This is a genomic window from Celerinatantimonas marina (assembly GCF_046054165.1).
Lineage (GTDB): Bacteria > Pseudomonadota > Gammaproteobacteria > Enterobacterales > Celerinatantimonadaceae > Celerinatantimonas.
In genome coordinates, this window is sequence record NZ_JBFNXK010000006.1 from 47,797 (window position 1) to 74,783 (window position 26,987).

General features: G+C 47.1%; 27 protein-coding genes. 14 read left to right on the plus strand and 13 right to left on the minus strand.

The features are described from left to right. On the plus strand, positions 1–2,421 hold the full coding sequence (locus ABUE20_RS08065; protein ID WP_408619373.1) for a flavocytochrome c: 2,421 nt from the start codon (positions 1–3) through the stop codon (positions 2,419–2,421). A 136-nt stretch (positions 2,422–2,557) separates the two neighbouring features. Here ABUE20_RS08065 and ABUE20_RS08070 read toward each other — a convergent pair whose 3' ends face one another. After that, entirely contained in the window at positions 2,558–3,121 is a 564-nt protein-coding gene (locus tag ABUE20_RS08070; RefSeq protein WP_408619374.1) for a TetR/AcrR family transcriptional regulator, read from the minus strand. Between the two features lie 87 nt (positions 3,122–3,208). Between ABUE20_RS08070 and ABUE20_RS08075 the strand changes: the two genes are divergently transcribed. Further along, positions 3,209–3,655, plus strand: a complete 447-nt coding sequence (locus ABUE20_RS08075) for a cupin domain-containing protein (protein WP_408619375.1) — start codon at positions 3,209–3,211, stop codon at positions 3,653–3,655. A 52-nt stretch (positions 3,656–3,707) separates the two neighbouring features. Here the strand turns inward: ABUE20_RS08075 and ABUE20_RS08080 are convergent, their stop codons facing one another. Next, a complete protein-coding gene (locus ABUE20_RS08080) occupies positions 3,708–4,889 on the minus strand; it encodes a BaiN/RdsA family NAD(P)/FAD-dependent oxidoreductase (RefSeq protein ID WP_408619376.1) in 1,182 nt (393 codons plus the stop codon). Between the two features lie 462 nt (positions 4,890–5,351). Next, entirely contained in the window at positions 5,352–5,918 is a 567-nt protein-coding gene (locus ABUE20_RS08085) for a TetR/AcrR family transcriptional regulator (protein WP_408619377.1), read from the minus strand. Positions 5,919–6,007: 89 nt separating this feature from the next. Here ABUE20_RS08085 and ABUE20_RS08090 point away from each other — a divergent pair, with 89 nt between their 5' ends. Continuing rightward, a complete protein-coding gene (locus tag ABUE20_RS08090; RefSeq protein WP_408619378.1) occupies positions 6,008–6,616 on the plus strand; it encodes a glutathione S-transferase family protein in 609 nt (202 codons plus the stop codon). A 77-nt stretch (positions 6,617–6,693) separates the two neighbouring features. Next, entirely contained in the window at positions 6,694–7,359 is a 666-nt protein-coding gene (locus tag ABUE20_RS08095) for a glutathione S-transferase family protein (protein WP_408619379.1), read from the plus strand. A gap of 100 nt (positions 7,360–7,459) precedes the next feature. Here ABUE20_RS08095 and ABUE20_RS08100 read toward each other — a convergent pair whose 3' ends face one another. After that, positions 7,460–8,155 (minus strand): class I SAM-dependent methyltransferase, encoded by a 696-nt coding sequence (locus ABUE20_RS08100; protein WP_408619380.1) that lies wholly within the window; start codon positions 8,153–8,155, stop codon positions 7,460–7,462. 111 nt (positions 8,156–8,266) lie between these two features. Further along, on the minus strand, positions 8,267–10,390 hold the full coding sequence (locus tag ABUE20_RS08105) for a sensor domain-containing protein (RefSeq protein ID WP_408619381.1): 2,124 nt from the start codon (positions 10,388–10,390) through the stop codon (positions 8,267–8,269). A gap of 347 nt (positions 10,391–10,737) precedes the next feature. Between ABUE20_RS08105 and glf the strand changes: the two genes are divergently transcribed. The 6 genes from glf to ABUE20_RS08135 all read left to right on the plus strand — a co-directional run bounded on the left by glf (position 10,738) and on the right by ABUE20_RS08135 (position 17,177). Beyond that, positions 10,738–11,853, plus strand: a complete 1,116-nt coding sequence (gene glf / locus ABUE20_RS08110; protein ID WP_408619382.1) for a UDP-galactopyranose mutase — start codon at positions 10,738–10,740, stop codon at positions 11,851–11,853. Positions 11,854–11,927: 74 nt separating this feature from the next. Then, positions 11,928–12,872, plus strand: coding sequence for an ADP-glyceromanno-heptose 6-epimerase (gene rfaD / locus ABUE20_RS08115; RefSeq protein WP_408619383.1), 945 nt, complete (start codon positions 11,928–11,930; stop codon positions 12,870–12,872). A gap of 67 nt (positions 12,873–12,939) precedes the next feature. Then, the gene (waaF, locus tag ABUE20_RS08120; RefSeq protein WP_408619384.1) at positions 12,940–13,983 is read left to right on the plus strand and encodes a lipopolysaccharide heptosyltransferase II; all 1,044 of its coding nucleotides are present in this window, start codon (positions 12,940–12,942) and stop codon (positions 13,981–13,983) included. A gap of 4 nt (positions 13,984–13,987) precedes the next feature. Further along, positions 13,988–15,256, plus strand: coding sequence for a lipid IV(A) 3-deoxy-D-manno-octulosonic acid transferase (gene waaA / locus ABUE20_RS08125; protein ID WP_408619385.1), 1,269 nt, complete (start codon positions 13,988–13,990; stop codon positions 15,254–15,256). Positions 15,257–15,344: 88 nt separating this feature from the next. Then, positions 15,345–16,130 carry a glycosyltransferase family 2 protein gene (locus tag ABUE20_RS08130; RefSeq protein ID WP_408619386.1) on the plus strand — a complete coding sequence of 262 codons (786 nt, stop codon included), beginning with the start codon at positions 15,345–15,347 and terminating at the stop codon, positions 16,128–16,130. Between the two features lie 6 nt (positions 16,131–16,136). Continuing rightward, positions 16,137–17,177, plus strand: coding sequence for a glycosyltransferase family 4 protein (locus ABUE20_RS08135; RefSeq protein WP_408619387.1), 1,041 nt, complete (start codon positions 16,137–16,139; stop codon positions 17,175–17,177). On the opposite strand, the gene ABUE20_RS08140 is transcribed toward ABUE20_RS08135, so the two are convergent. Both ABUE20_RS08140 and ABUE20_RS08145 read right to left on the minus strand, forming a co-directional pair. Then, positions 17,174–18,178 carry a glycosyl transferase family 90 gene (locus ABUE20_RS08140; protein ID WP_408619388.1) on the minus strand — a complete coding sequence of 335 codons (1,005 nt, stop codon included), beginning with the start codon at positions 18,176–18,178 and terminating at the stop codon, positions 17,174–17,176. The genes ABUE20_RS08135 and ABUE20_RS08140 overlap by 4 nt on opposite strands. A gap of 165 nt (positions 18,179–18,343) precedes the next feature. Further along, positions 18,344–19,063, minus strand: a complete 720-nt coding sequence (locus tag ABUE20_RS08145; RefSeq protein WP_408619389.1) for a 3-deoxy-D-manno-octulosonic acid kinase — start codon at positions 19,061–19,063, stop codon at positions 18,344–18,346. A gap of 256 nt (positions 19,064–19,319) precedes the next feature. Here ABUE20_RS08145 and ABUE20_RS08150 point away from each other — a divergent pair, with 256 nt between their 5' ends. After that, positions 19,320–20,267 carry a glycosyltransferase family 9 protein gene (locus tag ABUE20_RS08150; protein ID WP_408619390.1) on the plus strand — a complete coding sequence of 316 codons (948 nt, stop codon included), beginning with the start codon at positions 19,320–19,322 and terminating at the stop codon, positions 20,265–20,267. Here the strand turns inward: ABUE20_RS08150 and ABUE20_RS08155 are convergent. Continuing rightward, entirely contained in the window at positions 20,209–21,207 is a 999-nt protein-coding gene (locus ABUE20_RS08155) for a glycosyltransferase family 9 protein (RefSeq protein ID WP_408619391.1), read from the minus strand. The two genes, ABUE20_RS08150 and ABUE20_RS08155, sit on opposite strands and share 59 nt — an antisense overlap. 126 nt (positions 21,208–21,333) lie before the next feature. Here ABUE20_RS08155 and coaD point away from each other — a divergent pair, with 126 nt between their 5' ends. Further along, positions 21,334–21,825 carry a pantetheine-phosphate adenylyltransferase gene (coaD, locus tag ABUE20_RS08160; protein ID WP_408619392.1) on the plus strand — a complete coding sequence of 164 codons (492 nt, stop codon included), beginning with the start codon at positions 21,334–21,336 and terminating at the stop codon, positions 21,823–21,825. Between the two features lie 176 nt (positions 21,826–22,001). Here the strand turns inward: coaD and mutM are convergent, their stop codons facing one another. The 5 genes from mutM to radC form a co-directional block, all read right to left on the minus strand. Continuing rightward, the gene (mutM, locus tag ABUE20_RS08165) at positions 22,002–22,826 is read right to left on the minus strand and encodes a bifunctional DNA-formamidopyrimidine glycosylase/DNA-(apurinic or apyrimidinic site) lyase (protein ID WP_408619393.1); all 825 of its coding nucleotides are present in this window, start codon (positions 22,824–22,826) and stop codon (positions 22,002–22,004) included. Positions 22,827–22,842: 16 nt separating this feature from the next. Further along, positions 22,843–23,379: a hypothetical protein gene (locus ABUE20_RS08170; protein WP_408619394.1), complete on the minus strand. Its 537-nt coding sequence runs from the start codon at positions 23,377–23,379 to the stop codon at positions 22,843–22,845. A 568-nt stretch (positions 23,380–23,947) separates the two neighbouring features. After that, positions 23,948–24,118, minus strand: a complete 171-nt coding sequence (gene rpmG / locus ABUE20_RS08175) for a 50S ribosomal protein L33 (protein ID WP_408619395.1) — start codon at positions 24,116–24,118, stop codon at positions 23,948–23,950. A gap of 11 nt (positions 24,119–24,129) precedes the next feature. Then, positions 24,130–24,366: a 50S ribosomal protein L28 gene (rpmB, locus tag ABUE20_RS08180; protein ID WP_408619396.1), complete on the minus strand. Its 237-nt coding sequence runs from the start codon at positions 24,364–24,366 to the stop codon at positions 24,130–24,132. 141 nt (positions 24,367–24,507) lie between these two features. Next, entirely contained in the window at positions 24,508–25,182 is a 675-nt protein-coding gene (gene radC, locus ABUE20_RS08185; protein WP_408619397.1) for a RadC family protein, read from the minus strand. A 144-nt stretch (positions 25,183–25,326) separates the two neighbouring features. Here radC and coaBC point away from each other — a divergent pair, with 144 nt between their 5' ends. Beyond that, entirely contained in the window at positions 25,327–26,532 is a 1,206-nt protein-coding gene (gene coaBC, locus ABUE20_RS08190; protein ID WP_408619398.1) for a bifunctional phosphopantothenoylcysteine decarboxylase/phosphopantothenate--cysteine ligase CoaBC, read from the plus strand. After that, positions 26,519–26,974: a dUTP diphosphatase gene (dut, locus tag ABUE20_RS08195; RefSeq protein ID WP_408619399.1), complete on the plus strand. Its 456-nt coding sequence runs from the start codon at positions 26,519–26,521 to the stop codon at positions 26,972–26,974. The genes coaBC and dut overlap by 14 nt, the downstream gene beginning before the upstream one ends. The last annotated feature ends 13 nt before the right edge of the window (positions 26,975–26,987 follow it).

Sequence of the window (26,987 nt, forward strand, 5' to 3'; positions counted from 1 at the left end):
ATGAAATTTACAGCACTCGTCGGAACAACGTCTCCCAAGTCCTACAACCGGACTTTACTTCAATTTATGCAAACTCATTTTCAAGCCACCGCAGAGATCGAGTTGTTAGAAATCAATGATGTCCCGATGTTTAATCAGGACCAACCCTCCAATAACGCACAGCTCTTAGAGATCCATGAAAAAATCATGGCCAGCGATGGCGTTATTATTGCGACACCGGAATATAACCACTCGATTCCCTCTAGCCTAAAAAGTGTGCTGGAATGGCTCAGCTACGAGCTCCATCCACTCGATGGCAAACCCGTGATGATCTTGGGTGCATCTATCGATGCTCAAGGCTCATCTCGCGCACAGCTACACCTGCGACAGATCTTGGATGCCCCCGGAGTGAATGCCAATGTCATGCCGGGCTACGAATTCTTGCTTGGGAATGCCAATCGAGCGTTTGATGAAAAAGGGCAGCTCAACAACGAAGAAACCGTCGACTTTTTAGACATCTGTTTCTTACGCTTCATGCGTTTTGCCAAAATTTCAAACCAATTAAACGAAGAAGAAGCGTTTTCATTTACACCGGGCACTTATGAAGTTCACGCACTAGGTCATGGGGGCGCGCTACCCATGAAAGTGGCCTTCAGCGAGAAGAAAATTGAACGCATCGATATCGATACCAGTCGTGAGACCGAAGGTCTAGCAGACGTCGTATTTGTCCGAATTCCAAATAAAATCATCGAAGGTCAAACACTCAATGTGGATGCCTTATCGGGTGCCTCGGAAACAAGTCACGCGGTTCTTGATGGTGTAGCGAAAGCGGTAAAATTAGCAGGGGTTAACCCTGATATCTTAAGAAAGCGGCCCAAACCTGCGAGCAGCCTAAATAAAGAGGACGAAGAGTACACTTGTGATGTTGTGGTCATCGGCGGAGGTGGTGCAGGCCTAAGCGCAGCAGCCACCGTGCTCCAACAAGGCAAGAGTGCCATCGTGCTCGAAAAATTCCCGGCTCTGGGGGGCAACACGATCCGTTCCGGTGGTCCAATTAATGCCGCAGACCCCGAATGGCAACATAGTTTCGATGAAAATCCAGGTGAAAGGCATACCCTTGAAACACTCATGAACACGGCGGAGAGCGACATTCACGCCGAGTATTTAGAAGATTTCCGCGCTCTAAAAGACGAATTTGCCAACTACCAAGCCCAATTTGGTAAAGGGAAAGGCTATCTATTTGATTCTCCCCTGCTACACAGAATGCAAACTTACTTCGGTGGGAAACGGACCGATCTTCAAGGCAACGCCATCTATGGCCAATACGATTTAGTCAAAATTTTAACTGACCGTGCGTTAGAAAGTGTGAAATGGTTAGAAGATATCGGCGTCGAATATGACAAAGAAAGCGTTTGTGCCCCCGTGGGTGCCCTATGGCGCCGTGGTCATAAACCCATCAAAAAATATGGGACGGCCTTCATTCTTGCATTAAGCCAATACATTGAAAAAATGCACGGCACCATCATCACTGATAGTCCAGCCAAAGAATTTCTGATCGACAATGGTGAAATCAAAGGGATCATCGCATCCGGGGTAAACGGTCAAAAAATTACCGTTCATGCGAAAGCCGTAGTCTTGGCGAGCGGCGGCTTTGGAGCCAACACCAAGATGTTGCAACAATACAATACCTACTGGAGTAACATTGCTGACGATATCAACACCACCAACTCATCCGCAATGACGGGGGATGGTATTATCCTTGGTCAATCCGTGGGGGCGAGCTTAGTCGGGATGGGATTTTCTCAGATGATGCCGGTCGCCGACCCCATTACCGGAGAGCTGTTCAGCGGAATTGTGGTTCCACCAGAGAACTTCATCATTGTGAATACTCAGGGGAAACGATTCATCAATGAATTCGCGGGGCGTGACGTATTGACCAAAGCCGCCTTGGCCGAAGGGGGGCTCTTCTATCTGATTGCCGATGATGAAATCAAAAAACATGCGGTCAATACCAGCCAAGAAAAGCTAGATCAGCAAGTTGAAGCAGGAACGCTCTACAGAGCGGATACGCTGGAAGAGCTAGCGGTTAAAGTGGGGATGGATCCTGACGTGCTCGTGGATACTATTAGCAAATATAACAGCTATGTTGAGGCCGGATACGATCCCGAATTCCACAAAGATACCTTTAGCTTGAAGGTGGAAAAAGCACCATTTTATGCCACACCTCGCCATCCGGCGGTTCACCATACGATGGGCGGTTTAAAAATTGATACCGCCACGCGGGTTCTGGATGAAAATAATCAACCCATCAAGAATCTCTATGCAGCCGGGGAAGTCGCAGGTGGCATCCACGCCGGGAACCGCCTTGGAGGTAACGCCTTGACGGATATCTTTACCTTTGGCCGTATTGCAGGTCAAACCGCACTTACAGAAATGGACTAAACCATCTCGTGATGTAGAAAATGAATCATCATTAATCAAAAAGACCGAGGCTCCTTTGCATAAAGGAGTCTCTTGCTCAAGCTCCCTTGAGCCATCTTTTGCGATGTTATCCATAATCTGGATATAAAAAATGAATTCAAATCGAATCCTCTTCAATTGAAGATAGCTGATGACAGATCTTTTGGCATGAATTCAATACAGCTTGCGCTAACGTGTCATTACTTAATGCTCGAGCGATAGCAACGCCCCCGATTAAAAGAGCAGAAATGGCATACGATTTTTCTTGACTATCAATACGCTGACTACGCCCAATTAAATCCGCAAATCCCGTAAAAGTATGGGTATAAACATCTCTGATTGCTTTTTCTTTGGTTGCAACATCAGTGGATAAAAAAGCCAGTGGGCAGGATGCCTTATCAAGCTTTACATGTTCCATACTCAGATAATTTGTAAAAACTTGATCGAGATTTTCATCCCCATGCTGATTCATACTGTTTTTTGCAGCTTGTTGTATAGCCTCAGCATACAGTTGATTTTTAGATGAAAAATGAGAATAAAAGCCACCATGAGTTTTACCTGCATCTTTCATTACATCACCAATAGAAATCCGCTCATAGCCATAAGCCGTAAAGAGTCGAGCGGCACTTTCTAATATTTTTTTTCTGCTTTCTGCCTTTCTTTCTTTTGGCCACGACATCATTGATCTCCTTTCAAAATATTATGTTGAACATATTGTGAGGCAATTTAGGCTATGAGTGAACGGGATCCTCATCGATAAGGAATAAATATGTCGTCAGAAAACTATAATATTCACCACGGAACCCACTATTCCGTATTCCAAATTCAAGATATGGCTGATTTAAGCAGCTGTACATTTACTCATAAAAGTATTCCGGCCACCGCCTCTGGCAAATTATTTTTAAGTCAGATTTTGAATTGCACAGGCTCAATTATTTCCTTAAATCTGCTCGCGCCACATACCTCTATGCCTTTCTTTCATCGCCACGTCAATAATGAGGAGGTGTACCTATTTATAAAAGGAAATGGGCAATTTCTGATTGATGAAGAAACCATTCCAATTAAAGAAGGAACAGCATTACGAATATCACCTAATGGAGCTCGAAGCTGGCGCAACCAATCCAATGAAATTTTATATTACATTGTGATTCAAGGGCCTTTAAATTCATTCCCTTTAGGACAAACCATCGAAGATGGTCGAATAGTCACACAATGAAAGTGAAGTCATCAACGTGACAACGGGGAGATTTTATTGTTCTACAACAGCATCAAACCACTTGCCCGGCGGCCCAGCCGCTGCTCCAGGCCCATTGAAAGTTATAACCCCCGAGCCAACCCGTCACATCCACCACTTCACCGATAAAGTAAAGCCCAGGGATGTTTTTGCATTCCATCGTTTTAGAGGAAAGCTCGTCGGTATCTACACCACCCAAAGTAACTTCTGCCGTTCGATAACCTTCGGTACCATTGGGCTTTAGTTCCCAATGATTCAGCTGTTCGGCCAGCTGCTCGCGCCGTTTCAGCGGTAGTTGGCCAATTGCGGTATCGGCAATATCGGTCTCCAACCAGATATCGACAAATCGTTTCGGTAACTTTTCGCTCAGCAATTTACGTAGGCTGACACGTGGACGATCCCGTGACAAAGTTTGCAACCAATCCCCCGCTTTCACGTCAGGGAGAAGATTGATCCAAACCGGCTCGCCGGCCTGCCAAAAACTAGAAATCTGTAAAATAGCCGGTCCCGATAAACCGCGATGGGTAAACAGCAAGCTTTCCCGAAACCTCATTCCTGAGAGACTGTGAACTTCACAGGCCACACTAACGCCGGAGATCTGTGCAAAACGCACTTTATCTTCGGCATGCAGTGTAAAAGGCACGAGACCGGCTCGGGTTGGATAAACATGCAGCCCGAACTGTTCCGCCAGTTGCAACCCCAGCGGAGTAGCGCCTAGTTTCGGCATCGATAAGCCACCGGTTGCCACAACCAGTGACAGACACTGCAATTCACCCGCACTGGTCTGGATCAGAAAACCAGTATCGGTTCTTATGACTTTCAGAACTTCAGTGCGCAGTTGCAGATTGGCTCCCGACCATGAAAGTTCGGTCATCAGGATTTCTAACAGATCTTTAGCGCTCTCATCACAGAACAACTGCCCGAGTGTTTTCTCGTGATAATTCAGTCCGTGGCGTTCCACCAGCTCGATAAAATCATGGGCACTAAAGCGGCTGAGTGCCGATTTAACAAAATGGGAATTGTGGCAGATATAAGCATCGGGTTGGGCATGAGTATTAGTAAAGTTACAACGACCACCGCCCGAAATGAGAATTTTGCGACCTGCTTGTTTGGCATTATCGAGCAGCAACACCCGTCGGCCACGGTAGCCTGCCTGCGCCGCACACATTAATCCGGCGGCACCAGCACCGATAATCACAACATCCCATGTTTGCATTGAGCCACCTCATTTCCAAAAATCGCCCGATCATACCGATTTTTCAACAAAAAGCCTAAAAAATGCAGTGATGTCAGCCAGATTTGATGAAATTGATAGGGTTAAAACGAGAAAAGCGAGAGAAGCTAATGCTTCCCCCGCTTTCTGTCGGTCAACAAAGGTCAGATGTTATCTCTTTCCATATCACGCTATCCCTGCGCGATGATTTAACTCTAGTCCTGTCGATTCGCCGAAGCAAATTTCACGGGGGATTTTGTCGTAGAAATTAGAAGTGAATCACCCTTTTATGACTAAACGCTATCATATCCATACGAATTGCCCCTAAAGGCTATTGAACGTTCATGCTTATATTTTATTTCAATGACCCCCATGTTGAACAAAAGGCGACCGGTGATGCCTCATGAGTTCAGCGAACAGGGCTCGACACCGTTCAAGATGCTGTATGGAACCCGCAGGGTGATACTAAGCTTGCCTCTCGATCCATGCTTTCAATTGCTGAGCACTTTGTTCAACCAAGGTATTTAAATGGGTCTTGCCCAGCATTCGTAACCCTTGTAAATGGGTCAACACAAACGCACTTAATGCCTCTCGTGTTTCACCTTCCCATCCCAGCAGTGCAAACTGCTCCATAATAATATGCTCTAACGTTTGCATTTGAGCCCGGCACATCTGCTGCACAATGTCATCTTCAGCCGCACATTCAAGAAGTGCACTTTGGATCAAGCAACCTTGCGGCTGTGTTTTGACCCGAGCCAAAAAGCTGTCCACTAAATTGTGAAGAGCCTGCAACGGACTATCACTGTGATCGATAATCTGTCGCCAAAGCGCCTCGGAACGTTGTTGATAGCGATCGAGAACCAAATGATACAACGCCTGCTTATCGCCAAAACTGTGATAAATACTAAATCGATTGAGTCCCAGATGTTGTTCCAGATCTCGAATCGATGTGCTTTCAAACCCCTGTTGCCAAAACAGCTGCATTGCTTCATCCAGTTTTTGTTCACGATCAAATGAACATGGTCTTGCCATTTTGCATTCCTAAAAAATCATTCTTGACTGATCGTTTAGATATTGTCTTTAATATGTAACATATTACAAACAATATGGCACGTAAAACGATGAAGCTCTATGAAATGCCTATCACACCCAACTGCCTCCGGGTAAATTTATTTATCCGCGAAAAAGGCATTGAGATCGACAGAGAACAGCTTGATGTTCGTGCTGGAGATAATTTAACCGCAGCCTTTCAGGCTAAAAGTATCAACGGGCTAGTGCCAGTACTGGAGTTAGACTCGGGGGAATATCTCTGTGAATCGGTGGCGATCTGTCGCTATCTCGAAGCACTCCATCCAACACCTAATTTGTTCGGTATCGGTGGTGAAGAGCAAGCCCGGATCGAAATGTGGCAACGGCTAATCGAGTTTCAGGGCATTATTCTGGTGGCCCAAGCCGTTCGAAATCTAAAAAAAGTGTATCAAGATCGAGAAAACTGCATTGAAGACTGGGGACATGAAGCATTATCACGTTTTCGGACCTTACTCCCCAAACTGAACACGCGCCTCTCGCAAAGCTCTTATTTAGCGGGCGAGCGCTTTACGATTGCCGATATTAGTGCCTTCGTCATGCTAAAAATGGCCTCCGTGTTAGATATCCACGTTGATCATCGGCTGCCGGCATTAGCGCACTGGCAAGCTCAAATAGCTCAACGCCCGGCGTTTCAGAGTTAAAGAACGGCAACACATCACCATCTAGGCTCGAATGGGGTTGAAAAATCCCACATTTTAAATCTTATCGAGGAAAACAGATGATCTCTCTTTACACAGCGGCCACACCAAACGGCTTTAAAGTCTCTATTGCCCTTGAAGAAATGGGGTTGGAGTATCAAGTTCACCCGATTAATTTACGCCAAAATGAACAAAAACAACCGGAATTTCTGGCGATTAATCCGAATGGTCGGATCCCCGCCATCGTCGATCATGACCATGATGATTTCTGTGTTTTTGAAAGTGGAGCCATCTTGTTGTATCTGGCCGAACGCAGTGGACAATTATTACCGACCGATCTGAAACAACGCAGCATTGTCACACAATGGCTGATGTTCCAAATGAGTGGCGTCGGGCCGATGATGGGTCAGGCGAATGTCTTCTATCGCTATTTTCCAGAGAAAATACCAGCGGCGATCGCGCGTTATCAAAACGAAAGTCGTCGCTTATTTGAAGTACTGGATCACCGATTAAGTGAAGTCGAATATCTGGCAGGAGACTATTCTATCGCCGATATTGCGACCTGGCCGTGGGTTCGAATTTATGAGTGGAGCGGTGTGAGTATTGATGGGTTGGATCACCTGCAACGTTGGCATCAACAGATGGCGGCCAAACCTGCTTGCCAAAAAGGATTGTTGATCCCGGAACAACCGCCAGAAAGCGATGAAGAAAAAGCCAAAGGCACACAAAAGATGATCACGCAGTAATCCCCCAAAAGTGTCGGGAATCACTCCATTGATGCGGTACTAGTGAAACGCGCCTGAACGGGCGCGCTTTCATCCATGCTTGAAGTTTGGGTATGGCTACTTACAAGTGCGATAAATAAATATCGAATCGGTGACTTTTGGTTTTCAATTCGGCCTGCGGTTTTTCACCCGCTAACCAGTCCGCATAATTCGGACGTTTCACCACAATTCGTCGAGCGCCGGTTTGCCGCGCCGCAGCAAGCAAACCATCGGCATCATCATCGCCGCCCACCAACATTTGAAACAATCGCATCTCTTTTTTGACCTGTGCCGATTTTTTCTTATGCGGATACATCGGGTCCAGATACACCGCATCCACGCCTTGCCCTAACTCACTCAACCTGTCCAAACTGCTGGCATAGTGCAGACTCATCAACTGATCCACCCAAGCCAATTCACCGTTAAGACGGGCCCGTGCTAAACCATCGGCGAGCAGCGCCGCGACCGGAGCACAGCGCTCGATCATTCGCACTTCACATCCGAGCGATGCAATCACAAAGGCATCCCGGCCCAGTCCTGCCGTGGCATCTAAGACGACCGGCCGCCAGCCTTTTTTGATCCCCAACGCTTTGGTCACCGCTTCGGCACCGCCCTGCTTGCGCCGGTATTCACTGCGGCCATGCCCAAAATCCACCTGCACGCCACCCAGCTTAGGTTCATCCGCCAGCTTTAACGCTAATCCTTCCGCACTATATTCCAAATAAAGACCCACAACAGGGGCCCGGGATATCATCGGTAATTGAAAATCTTGACTCATCGAAGTTGCAGTCATTTTTAAAAATGACTCGCTACAGAGCAACGGAATCACGGCATACCCTCGCAGAAACAATTGTCCGCAGTGTATACGCTTGACGAAAAGCCAACAAGTTTAATGGGGAAGATGCTCAATGGGCATCGGTTTATCGATATAATAGCCTTGCGCAAAGTCGACCCCGATTTCAGTAAGACATTGCATCGCCGCTTCATTTTCTACAAATTCAGCAATCGTTTGTTTACCCAGCACATGTGCCACTTCGTTGATCGACTTCACCATGGCCAAGTCCATGGCATTTTCGGGAAGCTCCCGGATAAATAAGCCATCGATTTTAAGAAAATCAATCGGGAGTGTTTTCAGATAGCCAAATGACGAAAGTCCCGAACCGAAATCATCTAAAGCAATTTTGCAGCCCATGCTTTTAATCTCACTAAAAAATTGGGTGGCCACCTGAATATGACTAATGGCGACCGTTTCGGTCGTTTCAAAACAAAGTTTGTGAAGCGGAATCGATAGTCGTTGCAGACGGGACAATAACCAATTCACAAATTCATGATTGCTTAAAGATAACCCCGATAGATTAATCGAGCACAATGACAACTGCGCCACATGCGCGGGATGGGCTTCCAGCCAGTCGAAAATTTTATTAATGATCACCATGTCGACCCGATCCGCTAAATTGTAATGCTCAGCCACCTGCAAAAAAATACCGGGAGCAATCAGGATCCCCTGTTTATCCTGCATTCGGGCCAGAACTTCATAATGTAAACCAGGCTCATCATGAGTAACGGCGACAATGGGCTGTGCATACAAGACGAACCGCTCTTCCCGGATGGCTTGTTGGATCGGCTCAACCCAACGCATTTTATCCTGCCGCTCAATAAGCTGCTCATCATCTAATTCAAAAACATGTAGCCGATTTCGCCCCTGCTCTTTTGCGGCATAACAGGCACTATCCACCTCCGCCATCACTCGATATTTTCCACCGGAATTACTATCAACCATATTCAGGCCAATACTCCCGGCCAGATTAAAAATCTTGTTTTCCCAGTGGAAATTGAACGCGGCGATATTACGAACCAATAACTGCCCGATCCTACGAGCATCTTCCAATGTAATCTCCGGCAATAGAATGCCAAACTCGTCTCCCCCCAAACGGGCCAGTACTGCATTTTGAGGGAGTGTATTAATTAATAACAGGGCGGTATGCTTGAGAACCTGATCACCAGCCAGATGTCCTTGTGTATCATTAATGACTTTAAACTGATCCAAATCCAGAAACATCAGGGCATGCTTCTTGCCGTTCTGTGCGGATTCCAAAAAAATTTCCAACTGCTGTTCAAAATAGCTTCGGTTATACATCCCAGTGAGAAAATCATGGCTCGCCTGATACGCCAGCTCCTCTGTTAATCGTCGTTTCTCTGTAATATTTTCGCCGACTAATAAAAAATCATGGCTATTGGGCAGTTTACGAATCGACTCATTAAACCAGATATGTTTTCCCGTACAATGCAGATAACATAAATCCCGGCTATAAACCTGCCCGGATTCCGCATGTTGCAGGTAATCCATAAAAGTGCTCCGGAGCTCGGGATCAGCATAAAAATTCCCCCAAACGTTGCCCTCCAGGTCACGGGCTTCCCGTCCCAACTCAACACTCGCCTGACGGTTACAGCGCACCGTCATTCCCAAATTATTGATACGACACAATAACAGCGGATTTTCTTCAAATAATGTCCAAAACTCCAGCCGACTCTGCTCCAATTGCTGACGAGCCGCATGTAACCGATTAATATTACGGCCTTCAACCAAAATCTGTTGCAATTGCTGATGCTCATCCAATACCGGCTGAAATGACACGTCAATAAAATGATGTTTGTTATAGTCATCCATGAATTCAACATTAGCCCAGCCCACAGCCCCCTGTTCAGCCAGTTCCAGCGCTGCTTTTAATTTACTCCGCAGCTCCACCTGTGCCTGAAACACTTCGATATCACAAAAATAAGCCCCCTGGAGTTCTTCAAACGTTTTGTTCAGCAATTGCTCCGTCGGCTTATTCACAGCGATGATGACGCCATTGCGATCTAAAACCGTAGCATATTGAAAAGATTGGTTAAAAAAAGACTGAAAACCAGCCTGAGACTCGGCTAACTGTTGATAGGCCTGTTTGCGGCGCCACATTTGCCACCCGGCAAAAATACAAACGAGTCCCGTAAAGATCCATAATCCAATTATCATTTAGGAAATCCTTTGATCGCCTGAACCGCTCACTTCTGGAAACTCAAACGGCCATCGTTACTCTTAATCAGGATTCATTCATGGTTGGATATAGCCGGATCCAACCACTTTCTTACGGGTCACTCAATGCTGAGTGACATCACTCCAATAACACTTTCCCAATAGCAAAAATCTGGATGTCCATGATCAACATGAGTCGCGCATCATCCCGTTATTGAAATAACGAACGAGACCCTAACTGGTTATCTACAATACAATTCAGTATTGTTACCATAGTACATAAACCATCAAAAAAGTAAGAACAGCTTGGTTATTCCATTTATTCAGGCCACAAAGACGACCACGATATGAGCCAATGGGACTTTTTAATTGTAGGTAGTGGGTTATACGGTGCGGTATGTGCCCAACAACTCTCTAGCCGCGGATATCGCGTCAAAGTCATCGAACAACGTGATCATATCGCGGGAAATATCTATACCGAAAACAAAGAAGGCATTGCCATCCACCGCTATGGCGCGCACATTTTTCATACCAGTGATGCAGCCATCTGGGATTACGTGCAACAATTTGCCCAGTTCAACCGTTTTACCAATTCGCCACTAGCCAATTTCAGAGGCAAACTCTACAACCTGCCTTTTAATATGCACACTTTCTATCAGCTCTGGGGGGTGACGACACCCCAGCAAGCCTTGCATAAATTAGAGCAACAACGAGCCGAAATGCAGGGGAAAACCCCAACGAATCTTGAAGAACAAGCACTGGCATTGGTGGGCCGGGATATTTATGAAACCCTGATTAAAGGATATAGCGAAAAACAGTGGGGACGTCCGGCCTGTGAATTACCGGCGTTTATCATTCGCCGACTGCCGCTGCGATTCACGTTTGATAATAATTATTTCAGCGATCATTTTCAGGGGATCCCGGTGGATGGTTACACCGCTCTGGTACAAAACATGCTGGAAGGGATCGACGTTTCACTCAACTGTGATTTTTTTGATGCCTCATCACAGTGGGCCTTACAGGCTAAACACATTATTTATACCGGCCCAATCGATCGCTATTTTGGGTATCAATTAGGTCATCTGGGCTATCGGTCATTACGCTTTGATCTCAAACGCTTTGATACCGCCAATGTACAAGGTAATGCGGTCATCAACTATACTGATCCTGAAACGCCTTACACGCGCACCATCGAACATAAGCATTTTGCTCAGGTCTCGACCTCTCACAGTTACCTCACTTATGAATATCCCCAAGCCTGGCAACCCGGCACTGAACCCTATTATCCCATTAATGATGAACCAAATATGGCTTTATATAAACGCTATCGGGAACTCGCTCGGGCGCTGCCCCAAGTTCATTTTGGCGGGCGCTTAGGTCAGTATCGGTATTTCGACATGCATCAGGTGATCGCCGCCGCACTTCACTATTGCCAGCAATTTACTGCGGTATCCCGTTATTGATGACCAAGATAAATTGCTATTAAAGCAGCGGCCCTTTAAAATTTACTCAGATTCGAATCTTAAGGACACTTCAGATGATTATTGTTACCGGAGGGGCTGGTTTTATCGGCTCAAATATTGTCAAAGCGCTGAATGATGAAGGCTACGAAGATATCATTGTGGTCGATGATCTCACTGACGGCACTAAATTCGTCAATTTGGTCGATCTCAAAATCGCAGATTACTTGGATAAAGATGAATTCATTGCCCGTATTATCTCCGGTGAAGATTTAGGTCCTATCGAAGCCGTTTTCCATGAAGGGGCTTGCTCAGCCACAACCGAGTGGGATGGGAAATTCATGATGGAAAATAACTATGAATATTCCAAAGAGCTGCTGCATTACTGTTTAGATCGGGAAATTCCATTTTTATATGCGTCTTCGGCCGCCACTTATGGCACTACAGAAACTTTCGTTGAAGATCCTTCCTGTGAAGGTCCATTAAACGTTTACGGCTATTCCAAACTGCAATTTGACAACTATGTCCGTCGAATCTGGCCCTCGATCCAATCTCAGGTCGTGGGTTTTCGTTATTTCAACGTATATGGCCCACGCGAACAACACAAAGGCAGCATGGCCAGTGTCGCTTTCCACCTCAATACTCAGATCCATAAAGGTGAAAATCCTAAATTGTTTGAAGGCGTGGATGGTTACGCAAACGGCGGCCAACTGCGAGATTTTGTCTATGTCGGTGATGTCTGTGCCGTAAATCTGTGGTTCTTCAAACATCCGCAGCAATCCGGTATTTTCAACTTAGGCACCGGTCGTGCAGAACCATTCCAGGCGGTAGCCGAAGCGGTGGTCCATTATCACCAGAAAGGGGAAATCGAGTACATTCCATTCCCGGATCACTTGCGTGGCCGCTATCAGAGTTTTACCCAAGCCAATATCGATAAACTGCGCGCTGCCGGTTACGACAAACCATTTAAAACCGTCGCCGAAGGGGTCGGTGAGTACATGGCTTGGCTCAATCGCAATTAATTAACCATCTTCACGGCAACTACGCCACCGCGTGGTTGCTGTGTCTTGATCGGATCATTGTCTTCATATGAATATCTTAGTGATTGGCCCAGCCTGGGTCGGCGATATGGTCATGTCGCATAGTCTTTATCAGTTACTGCAACAGCGCTATCCGGATGCCCGGATCGACGTGATGGCCCCCGACTGGTGCCGTCCCCTGCTAGAGCGCATGCCTGAAGTCTCTCAGGCGATCCGGATGCCACTCGGCCACGGTGAATTTAACCTGAAAAAACGCTGGAAACTCGGTCGAGAACTCAAAGGCCATTATGACCGCGCCTATATTCTGCCCAATTCGCTCAAATCATCGCTGATCCCATTTTTTGCGCGTGTCCCTTACCGTTGTGGTTGGAAGGGTGAAAGCCGCTATGGCCTACTCAACGATCTGCGATCCAACAAACGTGACTTTACACTGATGGTGGCTCGTTACGCCGCGCTAGCGTTTGATAAATCGGCGATGCGAAGTGATCAAGATCTGCCAGAGATCCCACCGCCCTATCTACAGGTCAACCCTGAGGATGTCACGCTGGTTCTGGAAAAAATGCAGCTCACGACGCAGCGACCGGTGCTTGCCATCTGCCCCGGTGCCGAATTTGGTCCCGCCAAACGCTGGCCGGAAACCCAATATGCGGAAGTGGCTCAACACTGGATCGCTCAGCGTGGCGGTCAGGTATGGATTTTTGGATCGAAAAAAGACCTGCCGGTTGCAGAGCAAATTAAAGCTCATCTTGGAGAAAACCAGCGTACTCATTGCCAGCTGCTCGCGGGACAGACCTCGCTAGGCGAAGCGATCGATTTGATGAGTGTGGCCAGTGCTGTCATCAGTAACGACTCCGGCCTGATGCACATCGGTGCGGCGCTGGGCCGACCGATTGTCGCCATTTACGGTTCCACATCGCCCAATTACACACCGCCGCTAAGTCAAACCGTCGAAATTTTGCATACGGATATCGACTGTCGTCCTTGCTTTAAACGCACCTGCCCACTGGGCCACCTCAAATGTTTAACCGAGTTACCGGCTTCAGGGGCTATCGCCGCTTTAAGCAAGTTAGTTCCTCTGCAGGAGCTCGATTAAGCTGATGATAAAACGAGCGCTCTACGCTATCGCCTATAACTTGTTATTATGCCCCGGGCTGCTCTTCGCCTGTTATAAGCTGTACTGGCCTCGTCAGGGCAAGCGAGCATTTGGCCGCCGCTGGATCGAACATTTTGGCTTTGGCAAACGAACCGAGCCTGTCGATCTTTGGTTTCATGCGGTGTCGGTCGGTGAAGTCATTGCCAGCACGGCCCTGATTAAAGCCACGCTCAAAGCCCGTCCCGATTGGCAGATCTTAGTCACGACCACTACCGCAACCGGGGCTGAAGAGGTAAGAAAACGTTTAGGTGACCGCGTACAACATCGCTTCGCCCCTTTTGATCTATTACCTTGTATTGCCTTGTTTTTACATCGCTATCAGCCACGCCGATTATGGATCATGGAAACCGAGCTGTGGCCAAACTGGCTGTGGCTGGCCAAACGCCGAAACATTCCTACAGCGCTCATCAATGCGCGCATGTCGGAGCGCTCTGCACGCCGTTATCAACGCTTTGCAACCGTCGCCGAATTATTATTCGGTCGACTCGACTGGATTGGAGCGCAATACCCCGATGATGCAAAACGCTTTATTCAAATCGGTGCTAAAGCCCATCAAGTGGCAACCACCGGTTCGATTAAGTTTGATATCACGCTCGATGAATCGCGTATCGGCGCCGCCCGAGCGCAGCGGCATAGTCTCTTCGGCGATCGCCCGGTATTAGCGGCCATTAGTACGCATCGCGGTGAAGATCAGCCGATTTTAGAAATGGCCCATCAGCTGCGCCAAAACCATCCCAAGCTATTGCTGGTGTTAGTCCCGCGCCATCCAGAACGATTCGATGAAGTCGCTCTGTTGGCCTCGCGCTTTGGTCCAATCGTACGCCGTAGCGAAAAGAGTGACGTCTCCGCAAAAACACTCACTTATGTCGGCGATACAATGGGAGAGCTGCTCGATCTGTTAGCCATGAGTGATATTGCCCTTATGGGTGGATCGCTGGAACCTATCGGGGGACATAACTATCTAGAACCGGCTGCGCTAGGCGTGCCTTGTGTCAGTGGCCCATATGATTTTAATTTTAGTGAGATCAGTCAGCAGCTCCAACACGCCGGCGCGCTGGTCGTTGACACCCAAACCGATCAGCTAGCCGAACAAATTGCTCAGTGGCTCAGCCAACGTGAAGCTTATACGCAAGCTTCTAACGCAGCACATCAGGTTGTGACTCGCAATCGGGGCGCCTTACAAAAAACATTGGATCAGTTGCTGCATTATTGAGATAACCACCGAAGTTTATCGACCCGATCAGCGCTATTGAATATTATCTAGGATCTGTTGGACCTAATGAAAAATGAGAGTGTATTGAATGCCTATAACAGCAAATATCATTACTCTGAATGAAGAAAAACATATTAAGGCATGTATCGAATCACTGCAGCCTGTCTGTGATGAAATTGTTGTTGTGGATTCCGGAAGCCATGATGACACCGTTCGTATCGCCGAATCGATGGGCGCTAAAATTGTTCACCAACCTTATCTCGGGGATGGCTTTCAGAAAAACGTGGCACTGGAACATGCTTCCAATGACTGGATCCTCTCGCTGGATGCCGATGAACGTGTCACACCCGGAATGCAGCAAGCAATTCAAAATTTAACGCTTGAAGGTCAAGAACAAACGGCTTTTGCATTTCGCCGCCGGAATATGATCGGCTCGCGCTGGATCAAACACTGTGGCTGGTATCCGGATTATTGTGCCCGGCTCTACAATCGAAAATTCGTTAAATTTAAAGAAGTAAAGCAACACAGTAGCCTTGATACCGCCAATGTGACTCAGCTTCCGGAAGATATCATTCACTACTCATTCAAAAATATTGGCGAGTTGTTTGCTAAACCTGGGCGAAACTTCAGCTCCCGCAGTGCCAAAATCATGTATGCCAAGCACAAAAAAGTCAGTCGTTTTTCCCCAGTCATGCATGGATTTAATGCTTTTTGTCGAAAATACTTTTTTAAACTTGGCTTTTTAGATGGGATGGATGGCCTAACGGTCTCGATAAGTTCCGCAATCAACAGTTATCTAAAATATGCAAAGTTGATCGAATACTATCGTGATCCAAGCGTCACCAAGCAAGATGACTTTAAAAATATCTGGTGATAAATCATGAAAATCCTCCATGTGAATTTAGCTTCCGGATATAGCGGTGGCGAAAATCAAACTCTGCAATTGATTCAGGAACAACAGCGCCTGGGTTATCAATTAGCCGTGGTTGCCAACCCGAAAAGTCCATTTGCCGATAAAATTCGCCAACTCGATATACCGGTATACACCTGTAGCCATTTTTTGCTCAAGCATTCTCGTCAGCTCACCGAAGGCTGTCAGCTCATTCATGTGCACGAGGGAAAAGCGATCTATTGGGCGGCCATTCAAGGCTGGTTGTATAAGGTACCTTATCTTGTCACCCGTCGTATCGATAACCCAATTAAAAATAAAAAACTACTCCGCTGGAGTTATCGTCAGGCGAGTGCCGCTGTAGCATTAAGCCAAGTGATCGCGGACCGTATCGAGCAGGCCACCCATCATCCGAATATTCATATTATTCCGAGTTCTCCGGTCAGTTATCCGGTGGATCCACAGCAGGTGGCCCAGCTTAAAGCTCGCTTTGCCGATCAATTCATCGTCATTCAGGCCGGAAATTTACTGGCTCATAAAGGCTTTGATGTGACGGTAAAAGCGGCGCAAGTATTAGCGCAACAAGCCCCGGCGATCCAATTGGTCTTTTTAGGTGATGGCCCAGAACGAGCAGCGTTAGAACAACAGGCCCATGCGCTTAAAAATGTCACCTTTGCCGGGAAACAGCCTCGCGAGCAAATGGGAAACTGGTTTGCAGCGGCGGATTTACAGGTCCATCCCTCGTATAGCGAGGGTTTAGGCTCCGTCATCCTCGAAGGGATGCAAAGCGGGCTGACCGTAATCGGCTCACGGGCCGGAGGCATCGTTGACATCATTCAGGACCGTCAGAATGGCCTGCTCATCGAACCGGGCAATGACCAAGAACTCGCCACTGCGATTTTAGAGCTTTATCAAAACCCACCATTTCGTCAGCAACTGGCCGCACAGGCACAACGCTCGATGCAAGCTTTTGCGATTGAAACCACCGCCCAGCGCTATAGTGATCTCTATCGCAAAGTGGCCCTACTTTAATGACTCAGGATCGGACGGGCAGGCAGATGAACTAATGCCTGTTTGGCCGGTTCTAATCGGGTCGATAAATATAAGTAGCGACCGATGACCGCCAACGCAATGGTATTTTCTAATGCTGGATCCTGAAATTGCCGGACCCATTGCTGAGCATTGGCAATAATTTGCCGGGCCTGTTCTGGATGATCCAGATAGAATTTCATTTTTTCTTCTAGATCTGCATAATCCGGGCGGATCTCCACATAATGCACCCCAGCCTGAAGCCGACCTTCCATAAACCAGGTTTCATACTTGGGTTTAGGCATGACCGCCAGTGAATTGGAGGACATAATCCATTTCAGATTCGAAGCCACATCATTGCCCTCTAACGACAGCACAAATTTATACTGTAACTGTTGCTCAATGGTCATCCGGGGTTTGATAAATTGACGATTCCGACACTGATTCGTTTGTCCGATATTACAAAGTGGATGACCGATATACTGCGCTAAAAACTGGATCCGATGCGGCTGATAAGCAGCGCCACGCCAGACTAATAACGGTTTCTTCTCGGCAAAAGAGAACGGATCCTGTACCTGTATAAAGTGTCTAACTTTATTTAAATTTAATAGAATGGAGGCACTATTTTGAGGCTTAATGGGGCGGCTTTTAACAAACGAGGGTACATCCGGGACATGGCGAATATCGCCAAACAAATAGTTAAAATGAGCTTCAGGAAACAACCGCATGTACTGATATAAATCGAAAAAATAGGTCTTTTTGGGAACACTCCGGAAACGCTGTAAAGAGATGGCGTGTTCCCCTAATCGGAAGGGCTGACTCCATTTATGATAGTAATCCACCCGATCATAAATCATCTGCTGATTCGCTTCCGTTAACGGAGTTAGCGATAGCGTTTTCCGATAGAGCGGCTCTGGCAATAACAAATGAAAATAGCTTCTCAAGTAATAATTGAGCTTTTTATTCTTAGAAAAGTCAATTCTTGAAATAATATCCTGCATCATCACTATCCTTCCTTGTCTAGCAATTCAATATTCTTGTCTAAGGATAGATAATGAAGATGCAAAAATGATGACAATCAGAATAATTTTACAAATTTTATGGGCGAGAGCCCAACCAAGAACAAAATCCGTATCATCGACATAAGATTCAACAAAGATCAGGGACAGCTAATGCTCACCTAGGTATCCCTGCAATAACGCCTGCCAATCACTTTTCAACCAATACCAATGAGCCATTCGCTGTTGCTCTTTTTCCAAAGAGCGATACAACCGCTCTAAATTAGCCTTAGCCCAATGACCTGTTTTTTTCCGCAACCGACTTTTGTCCAGATCGATGATCCAAATTTTGCCCTCTCTATCCAGCATAATGTTGTGGATATTCAAGTCACTGTGATCAACGCCCGCTTTATGAAACTGCCGAATGACAAATCCGACCTGTTGCCATATTTCAACGGATAACCGCTGCGTTACCAACAATTCAGACAAATCCTGTGCATGACGGATCCGCTGTGTAATCAAATCCGCCCGATAAAACAAACCGTCTCGAACCAGTCTCGCCGCCACCGGCACCGGTGCTGGTAATCCTCGTTTAACAATTTCAGAAAGCAGATGAAATTCTTGCCAACAGCGACTTTGGGCAGCCCCCAGATACAAGTAGCGATCATGGCTGATATTACCAACCATACCGCCTCGACGATAATGACGCAGCACATACTGGCTCTCTGCATGCTGAAAAAAAACAGCTTGTCCTCGCCCCTGCGCCTGACCCACCACAGCTCGCTGCTGACGCCAGTAAGAAGGGTCGAAAAATTGAGATGGACACTCACTCCACAAGTCACCATCAAACCAGATACAACTATGCGGTTCCGTGTTTTTTATGATCTTCATTAGATGATTGATTTAATTTACTCATAGCGATTTTACATTGCTCACCGGGATTTGCATAATAAAGCCTTAATGGAAAACTTAACTCATAGCAACTATGCAATTCAGCTTAATAACAAAGCCATCATTTTGTATTGTTCGCTTATCTGCCATCGGTGATGTTTGTAACGCCGCAACAGTCATAAGCCGGATCAGGGACACATGGCCAGAAGCCTCAATTACATGGATCTGTGGCAAAGCTGAACGACAACTGCTGAGCATGATCCCGAATATAACCCTTATCGATTGTGATAAACGAGCCGGGCTTGCGGCCTACTTATCGATATGGCGAACCTTATCTGACCAACATTTTGATGTGTTACTCCATCTTCAGGCCTCTCTGAGAGCCAGTTTTTTAACGCTTGGCATCAAAGCTAAACGTCGATTAGGTTATCATCGCAGCCGGGCCTATGAGTGGCAATGGCTATTTACCAATGAAAAAACATCTTGCCCGAAAGGAATGCATGTCATTGACAACTATCAGGCTTTTGCCGATACATTAGGCTGTAAAGTCACACCGGTTCGTTGGCCATTTGAACTATCCGACAGTGCCCTGACTTACGCCCAAGATTTAGCCTCGCGCTGTGTCCATCCATTTGTGGCCATTTGTCCGGCAGCCAGTAAAGCCTATAAGAATTGGTATCCCGAGGGCTATATCACCGTCATTCAAGCCCTGCAACAACTCGGTTATCCCGTTGTACTCGTCGGCAGTCCCGCTAAAAATGAACTCCAAATGGCCGAGCAAATTGAATCCATGCTCTCTGAGCCTGTCATTAATATCGTTGGACAAACCACATTGGAGCAACTGATGGCGGTACTTAAATATGCCAACCTATTAATCACTCCTGATACCGGTCCAGCCCATATGGCTGCGGCGATGCACACCCCAGTCGTCGGGCTGTATGCGCATCATAATCCAGCTCGAGTAGGGCCTTATGGATTTGAACAATTTGCAGTCAATCACTGGGAAACACTCATCCGCCAACAAACCGGAAAAGAACCGGAACAACTGCCTTGGCGCTGTCGAGTCCGTGATCCTGAAGCCATGGCACAAATCCGACCGGAAGAAGTATTAGCGAAAATTGCTGAAATTACTGAGTTCCGAATGCTCAAGCATGGAGCTGATGAAACCAATGCCGAATCCGTACGGCCGAGTCAGTCGCATTAATCAGTGAAATATCTTCCTGAGTCAGACGCCCCAAAGGGGGTGTAAACATGAGGCAACGATCCAGATTAGCTAATGGATGGCGTAACATCTCCGACCCCAGCGATAATGCCCCAAAACCGACACACGGGATATCCATCGCTCCGGCCAGCCATAAAATAGGGCCCTGAGCACCGATGACTAAATCCGCTTGCAGCATTAACTTCGAGACACTATCCCAGTCATGCGAGAATTCAGCAATCCGACACGCGACCTGCTCCTGAGCCAAACCGGATGCCAGCGCTTGGCAATAACTCAACTCATGAACCCGGCTGCATAAAACAAATTCGATCGCTCCCGAGACCAAATTCAAACTACTCAACAGCTGCTGATATTGATCAATACCGATATTGGGTCCTGTTTCAACCCCCGGATAAACAACCACAAGCGCATGGTCTGACATGTTTCGGACAGAAAGCTCGGCATGCCGCCAATATGGACTCTGCGGCTGAACAACGGCCTGTTTATGCTTTTGCAGACATTGCAGCACGACTTTTTCATAAACTCGTCGCCAGCACATCGGACCTATCGGACGACCAATCGCTTCACCATCCCAAAACCGGCGCCGTCCTCGGGTTGGCAAAAACCGAAAATGGATCCCGAGCAACCGCCCTAACCAGCGATGCCGCCGCAGCGGAGACAAACACAGATAATCACTGTATTGCTGATGACGCAGCTGCTGCCGTAATCTTCTGGCGCCTAACTGCTGGCGTAATAAAGTCTCATCATAAATTTGCTCGATACCTTCCAGGCCAGCCGCCAGTAGCGCGCTTGATCGACCCGCAAGCAAATCAATGTGGCATCCGGGATAAGAACGCACCAGCATCTGTAACGCCGGCCAGGCAAGCATACCATCACCGGAAATATCGCTGATCGCAACTAAAATTCGCTGGCTAGACGCCACGGTATTTCTCCTTAACCCCGTTATTCATTGTGACGAAGAAACAGAAGTGACTCAAATCGTTCACCCTGCTGCATTCAACCGTTATAATACCTACTTCATCAATGACACATCGTATAGGTATTCGCCATGACAAACCGGGTCATCTATCCTGGAACTTTTGATCCGATCACCAATGGTCATCACGATCTCATCTGCCGGGCCGCCTCACTTTTTGATGAAGTGATCGTTGCCATCGCAGCCAATCCAACGAAACAACCCCTGTTTGATTTAACCGAACGTGTTAATTTAGCCCAAACGGTCACCCGGCACTTAAACAATGTCCAGGTAGTCGGATTTACAGGATTATTAGTTGATTTTGCAAAAAATTACCAAGCCAATATCTTACTTCGGGGATTACGTGCCGTTTCAGATTTTGAATATGAATTTCAACTGGCTAATCTCAACCGCCGTTTATATCCCAAATTAGAAAGTGTTTTCTTAACCCCGGCCGAACACTACTCATTTATCTCTTCAACGATTGTCAAAGAAGTGGCCATGCATCATGGAGACGTCACTCAATTTGTAGCGCCTGAAGTGTGTGCAGCCTTAACGGCAAAATTCACAGCAACGGATGCATAACCTTGATTATATTTCAATAATATAGATTGAGCACATAATGATAAGCGGATTAACTGAAAATCCATAGCCTATCATGCCCATACTTCTTTAAATTTCTCAACCACCGTCACAGCCCTGAATCGAAGTTTCTGGACGGTCTGAAATAAAACGGCCTCGACCCCAGCAGAATGCTAATGCTACGACTTGGTTTTCGGCTGACAAACCGGGCAGAAAAAGCTGTTACGCTGCCCGATACGTAAACTTTGAATCGGTGCCCCGCAATTTAAACAAGCTTCGCCCGCTCGACCATAGACCGCTAATTGTTGTTTAAAGTAACCCGGTTTGCCATCCACTCGGGAAAAATCCCGCAGAGTCGTCCCCCCTTGTTCTATCGCAACAGCCAATATTTGCTGAATGGCCTTTGCCAAATGCTGATAGGATGCCAGAGAAATGCTTTTCGCCATTTGCTGCGGATGTAATCGGGCCAAAAATAGAGCCTCATTCGCGTAAATATTACCGACTCCGACCACGACGGCATTATCCATTAACAGCTGTTTTACGCTGATGCTACGCGCCCTTGAACACTGGAATAAGCGTTCCCCATCAAAAGCATCTGAGAGCGGCTCTGGCCCCAGTCGGCTAAATAATGGATGCGCGTCTAAAGGCAGCTCCCACCACAACACCGCCCCAAAACGCCGCGGATCTCTGAGCCGTAAGCAAGAACCATTCGACAAACACCAGTCAACATGATCATGTTTCTGCGCCGGAGTCCCGACAGGAACGACATGCAAACTTCCTGACATGCCTAAGTGAATAATACAAATACCCGCCGATGTTTCCAATAACAGGTATTTAGCTCGCCGCGCAACCTTTTGGATCCGCTGCCCTTCGATCTGGGAACATTGCTCAGGAATAGGCCAGCGCAACTTAGGCTGACGGACAACGAATTGCTCAACGACTTGATCAACCACCCAAGGTTCAATTCCCCTACGACTGGTTTCAACTTCTGGAAGTTCCGGCATAACTCAGTTCATTCCATTAAGGATTCAGACTAAACAAAGCATTGTAACTGCTTTGATCTAATTTCAGCAGTTGCCCCTGCCAGTTGGAAATAAAATACTGATCATTCACGTGAAACAGTGTTAATTCCAGCGGTTCACTACTGCGGGCCACAAAAACTCGGATCACATCGCCCTGAACCGTTCCTCCCAAAGCTTTTTTCCATATCGGCAATACAATGTGTAACCAGGCATCCACTGTCACCACCGGACGCCCAGCCGGAGGCGTACTCTGCCAAGCCGTCCCCACCCGTTGGATCACCCGTCCCGGCAGATCCAACTCCAGAACCACCACATTAGGTGGGAGTAATGTCGCCTCACTGGCATTTTCTATCACCTGCTGAGCCGCTTTTTCATCACTGGACGGTGAGCGATTTAAACGCTCTCCTGTCAATTTAAACAATAGGATCATCGCTAAAGCGACAAAAATGAGCACATTATTCCAACCACGACGGCCTAAGCGCATATCGAATCCCTCTTGTTCAACACCGCCGTCAGTATAAACAGCTTTCGGCACAGCTGACCATGGCTTCTGCTCTATTTGTGCAGACTCTCAGATAAAATATCGATAAATATCAACGCGGCAGATGCAACGCACGTTATCTGTGGGAACAAACGCCCCAGATCCTTACTCATTTATCCCGCAGCCATAAACTTTATTTGATAATCTTTAGTGCAGATGTTTTTGAAAAAAAACGGACGATGTCAGCATTCATCTTCTGATGCCATGCCCGACGGTCCACCCCTTTAGGGTCGTCACAAAACTGTGGGATTATTGGCTCAAGACGAGCGGAACAAGGCGCGAGATAGATAAAATGATAAGCACCTTTGGCTTGATGATATTCAGGGGCCTGAGACAGCGCCTTGCGAATCCTCGTTTCATCTTGGGGCGACACGCCATCGCCAGCCAAAACCAATGCGGCTGAGCGGCCTGAAGGCTCAATACATCACGCTCAACACCGGCATCGATGAAACGATTAGTTTTAACAACTTCAGCGCAGCTTGACATGCCATCGCTGCAAACTTTTTTAAGGCATAAAAAAACCCGGTTCAATGAACCGGGTTTTTTAAAAGATACCAATCAATTACTTGATTTTACCTTCTTTATAAATTACATGCTTGCGAACAACGGGATCGTATTTTTTGATTTCCATTTTTTCAGGCATGTTACGTTTGTTTTTGTCAGTGGTATAGAAGTGACCAGTACCAGCTGTTGAGTTCAAACGAATTTTCTCGCGTGCACCTTTCTTAGCCATGATTAAGCTCCTTAAACGTTTTCGCCACGACTACGGATGTCAGCTAAAACAGCATCAATCCCTTTTTTGTCGATGATACGCATTCCTTTAGTAGAAACACGCAGTTTTACAAAACGTTTCTCGCTTTCAACCCAGAAACGGTGTGATTGTAAATTAGGCAAAAAACGACGACGAGTACGGTTTTTTGCATGTGATACGTTGTTACCAACGGCTGGTTTTTTACCAGTGACTTGGCATACTCTAGACATGTCAGTCTTCTCCAAAAATTACTTCTGCTCGAGCATCTGTTGCCCCGTGAGGCCGTCGCCCGGGACGACAGAAAGGCCGCATTTTATACAGCAAAACGTGCGGGAAATCAACAAAAAGATCAAATTTGCTGAATAAATCAGCTACAGCCAACCTCTCTGTGCAAATGATACAGTTTGTCCACATCCAGTCACAATATGATCCAGAACCCGGACGTCAATTAAAGACAGCGCTTGAACCAATCGATCTGTTATCGACCGGTCCGCTTGACTAGGTTCAGCAACACCTGATGGATGATTGTGCGCTAATATAACAGCCGCCGCATTGTTTTCCAATACACACTGAACCACAACCCGCGGATAAACACTGGCTGCATCAATGGTTCCAAAAAAAATCGGCGCAAATTGTATCACTCGATTCTGATTATCCAAAAGCAATAATGCAAAGACTTCTCGCTGATAGCTCGCTAATTCACTTTCCAGATAGTCTCTGGCTATCACCGGAGAGTTTACAACCGACTGTTCAGCCAATGATGCACGCAAATAACGCCGACTCATCTCTAATGCCGCCTGCAATTGCACATACTTGGCTATTCCAACGCCATGTTGCCGACAAAACTGCGGCTGACTGGCCCCTAATAAATTTCGCAGTGATCCAAAAGCATGCAGTAACTGCCGGGCCAGTGCCACAGCATCGATGCCTTTAGCGCCCGTCCGCAAAAAAATGGCTAATAATTCGGCATCGGAGAGCGCTTGAGCCCCTTGGCTTAACAACTTTTCCCGGGGCCGTTCCGCTTCAGGCCAGTCCAGAATTGCCATTCAAATAACCTTTAATAATAAAATTATCAGTTAATGTTATCATAGCGAAATCAACGATACATCCACAATAACTCCTGATAGAAATCACTGTGCCTTAGCAATTTTATGATAGAGTAACAGCAATTTGGATCATGGAAGAAACCCGTGTTAACCAACCAGAAAATACTTATTACGGCAACCGGGGGCATTGCCGCTTATAAACTCCCCGATGTAGTTCGGCGCTTTCGAGAACGAGGCGCGTCCGTACGTGTTGCATTAACAGAACACGCCAGTCATTTTGTGTCTCCGATGGCCATTCAAGCGGTAAGCGGTTATCCAGTCAGCCAAGCGTTAATGGACTCACATGCTGAACTCTCGATGAGCCATATCGAGCTGGCTAAATGGGCCGATTTAGTACTCGTGGCACCTGCGACGGCAAATTGCATTGCCAAACTGGCCCATGGGATCGCCGATGACCTAGTCAGCACCCTATTGCTGGCCACTCCGGCCCCTATTGCGATTGCTCCCGCCATGAATCAACAAATGTATCTGGCTCAGGCGACACAGCATAATCTTTCCATACTCGCCCAGCGGGGTGTTTTACAGCTTGGCCCGGGCATTGGTGAGCAAGCTTGTGGTGATGTTGGCCCTGGACGCATGTTGCAACCCGAAGAGCTGGCAGAAGCAATTAGCGAGTTTCTAGCCCCTTCAGAACGCCTTTTAGCCGGTAAAACCGTCACCATTACCGCAGGACCCACTCAGGAAGCCATCGATCCGGTTCGCTTTATCAGCAACTATAGTTCCGGGAAAATGGGATATGCTTTGGCTGAAGCCGCCATCGCACTCGGAGCCCACGTCCACATTATTAGTGGGCCGGTACAACTTTCGACCCCACCCCATTGTCAACGAACCAATGTGACTACAGCACTGCAGATGCATGCGGCCGCCTTAAAAACAGCGCCACAGAGTGATATTTTCATTGCCTGTGCAGCCGTTGCCGATTATCGGGTGGATACCGTCGCAGAACAAAAAATCAAAAAAAATGATGAGCAAATGCGGCTGACGTTAGTTCGTAACCCTGATATAGTCGCCGCCGTTGCCGCATTAGAAAACAAACCTTTTACCGTAGGTTTCGCGGCTGAGACCCAAAATGTTGCGCAATATGCAAAAGATAAAATGCAGCGTAAACATTTAGATATGATTGCCGCTAACGATGTATCCAGCAGCGACAGCGGCTTTAATGTCGATGACAATGCGCTACAGGTATTCTGGCAGGATGGCGAGCAGTCCTTACCTCGGGCCAGTAAACAACAACTAGCGATCCAATTAATGCAACTCATAGCGACTCAATATCAGCATGAAACAAATTGAACTAAAAATTTTAGATCCCCGGGTAGGTCAGGAATTTCCACTGCCAACCTATGCAACCCCCGGTTCGGCCGGCATGGATTTGCGCGTCTGTCTGGATGAGCCGTTAACACTAGAACCTGGGCAAACCGAATTACTCCCGACAGGGATCGCCATACATATCCATGATCCCAGCCTAGCGGCCACCATTTTGCCCCGTTCTGGATTAGGGCATAAACATGGTCTGGTACTCGGAAATCTGGTGGGGCTGATCGATTCAGATTATCAAGGTGAACTTAAAGTTTCACTGTGGAACCGCAGCGCAACCGCCTACACCATCCAGCCTGGTGAACGTGTGGCACAACTGGTCATTATTCCGGTTGTACAAGCCCAGTTTTCCATCGTCAACCAGTTCAATGAAAGTGAACGGGGTGACGGTGGATTCGGTCACTCAGGCACCCACTAAAATTTATTTTACG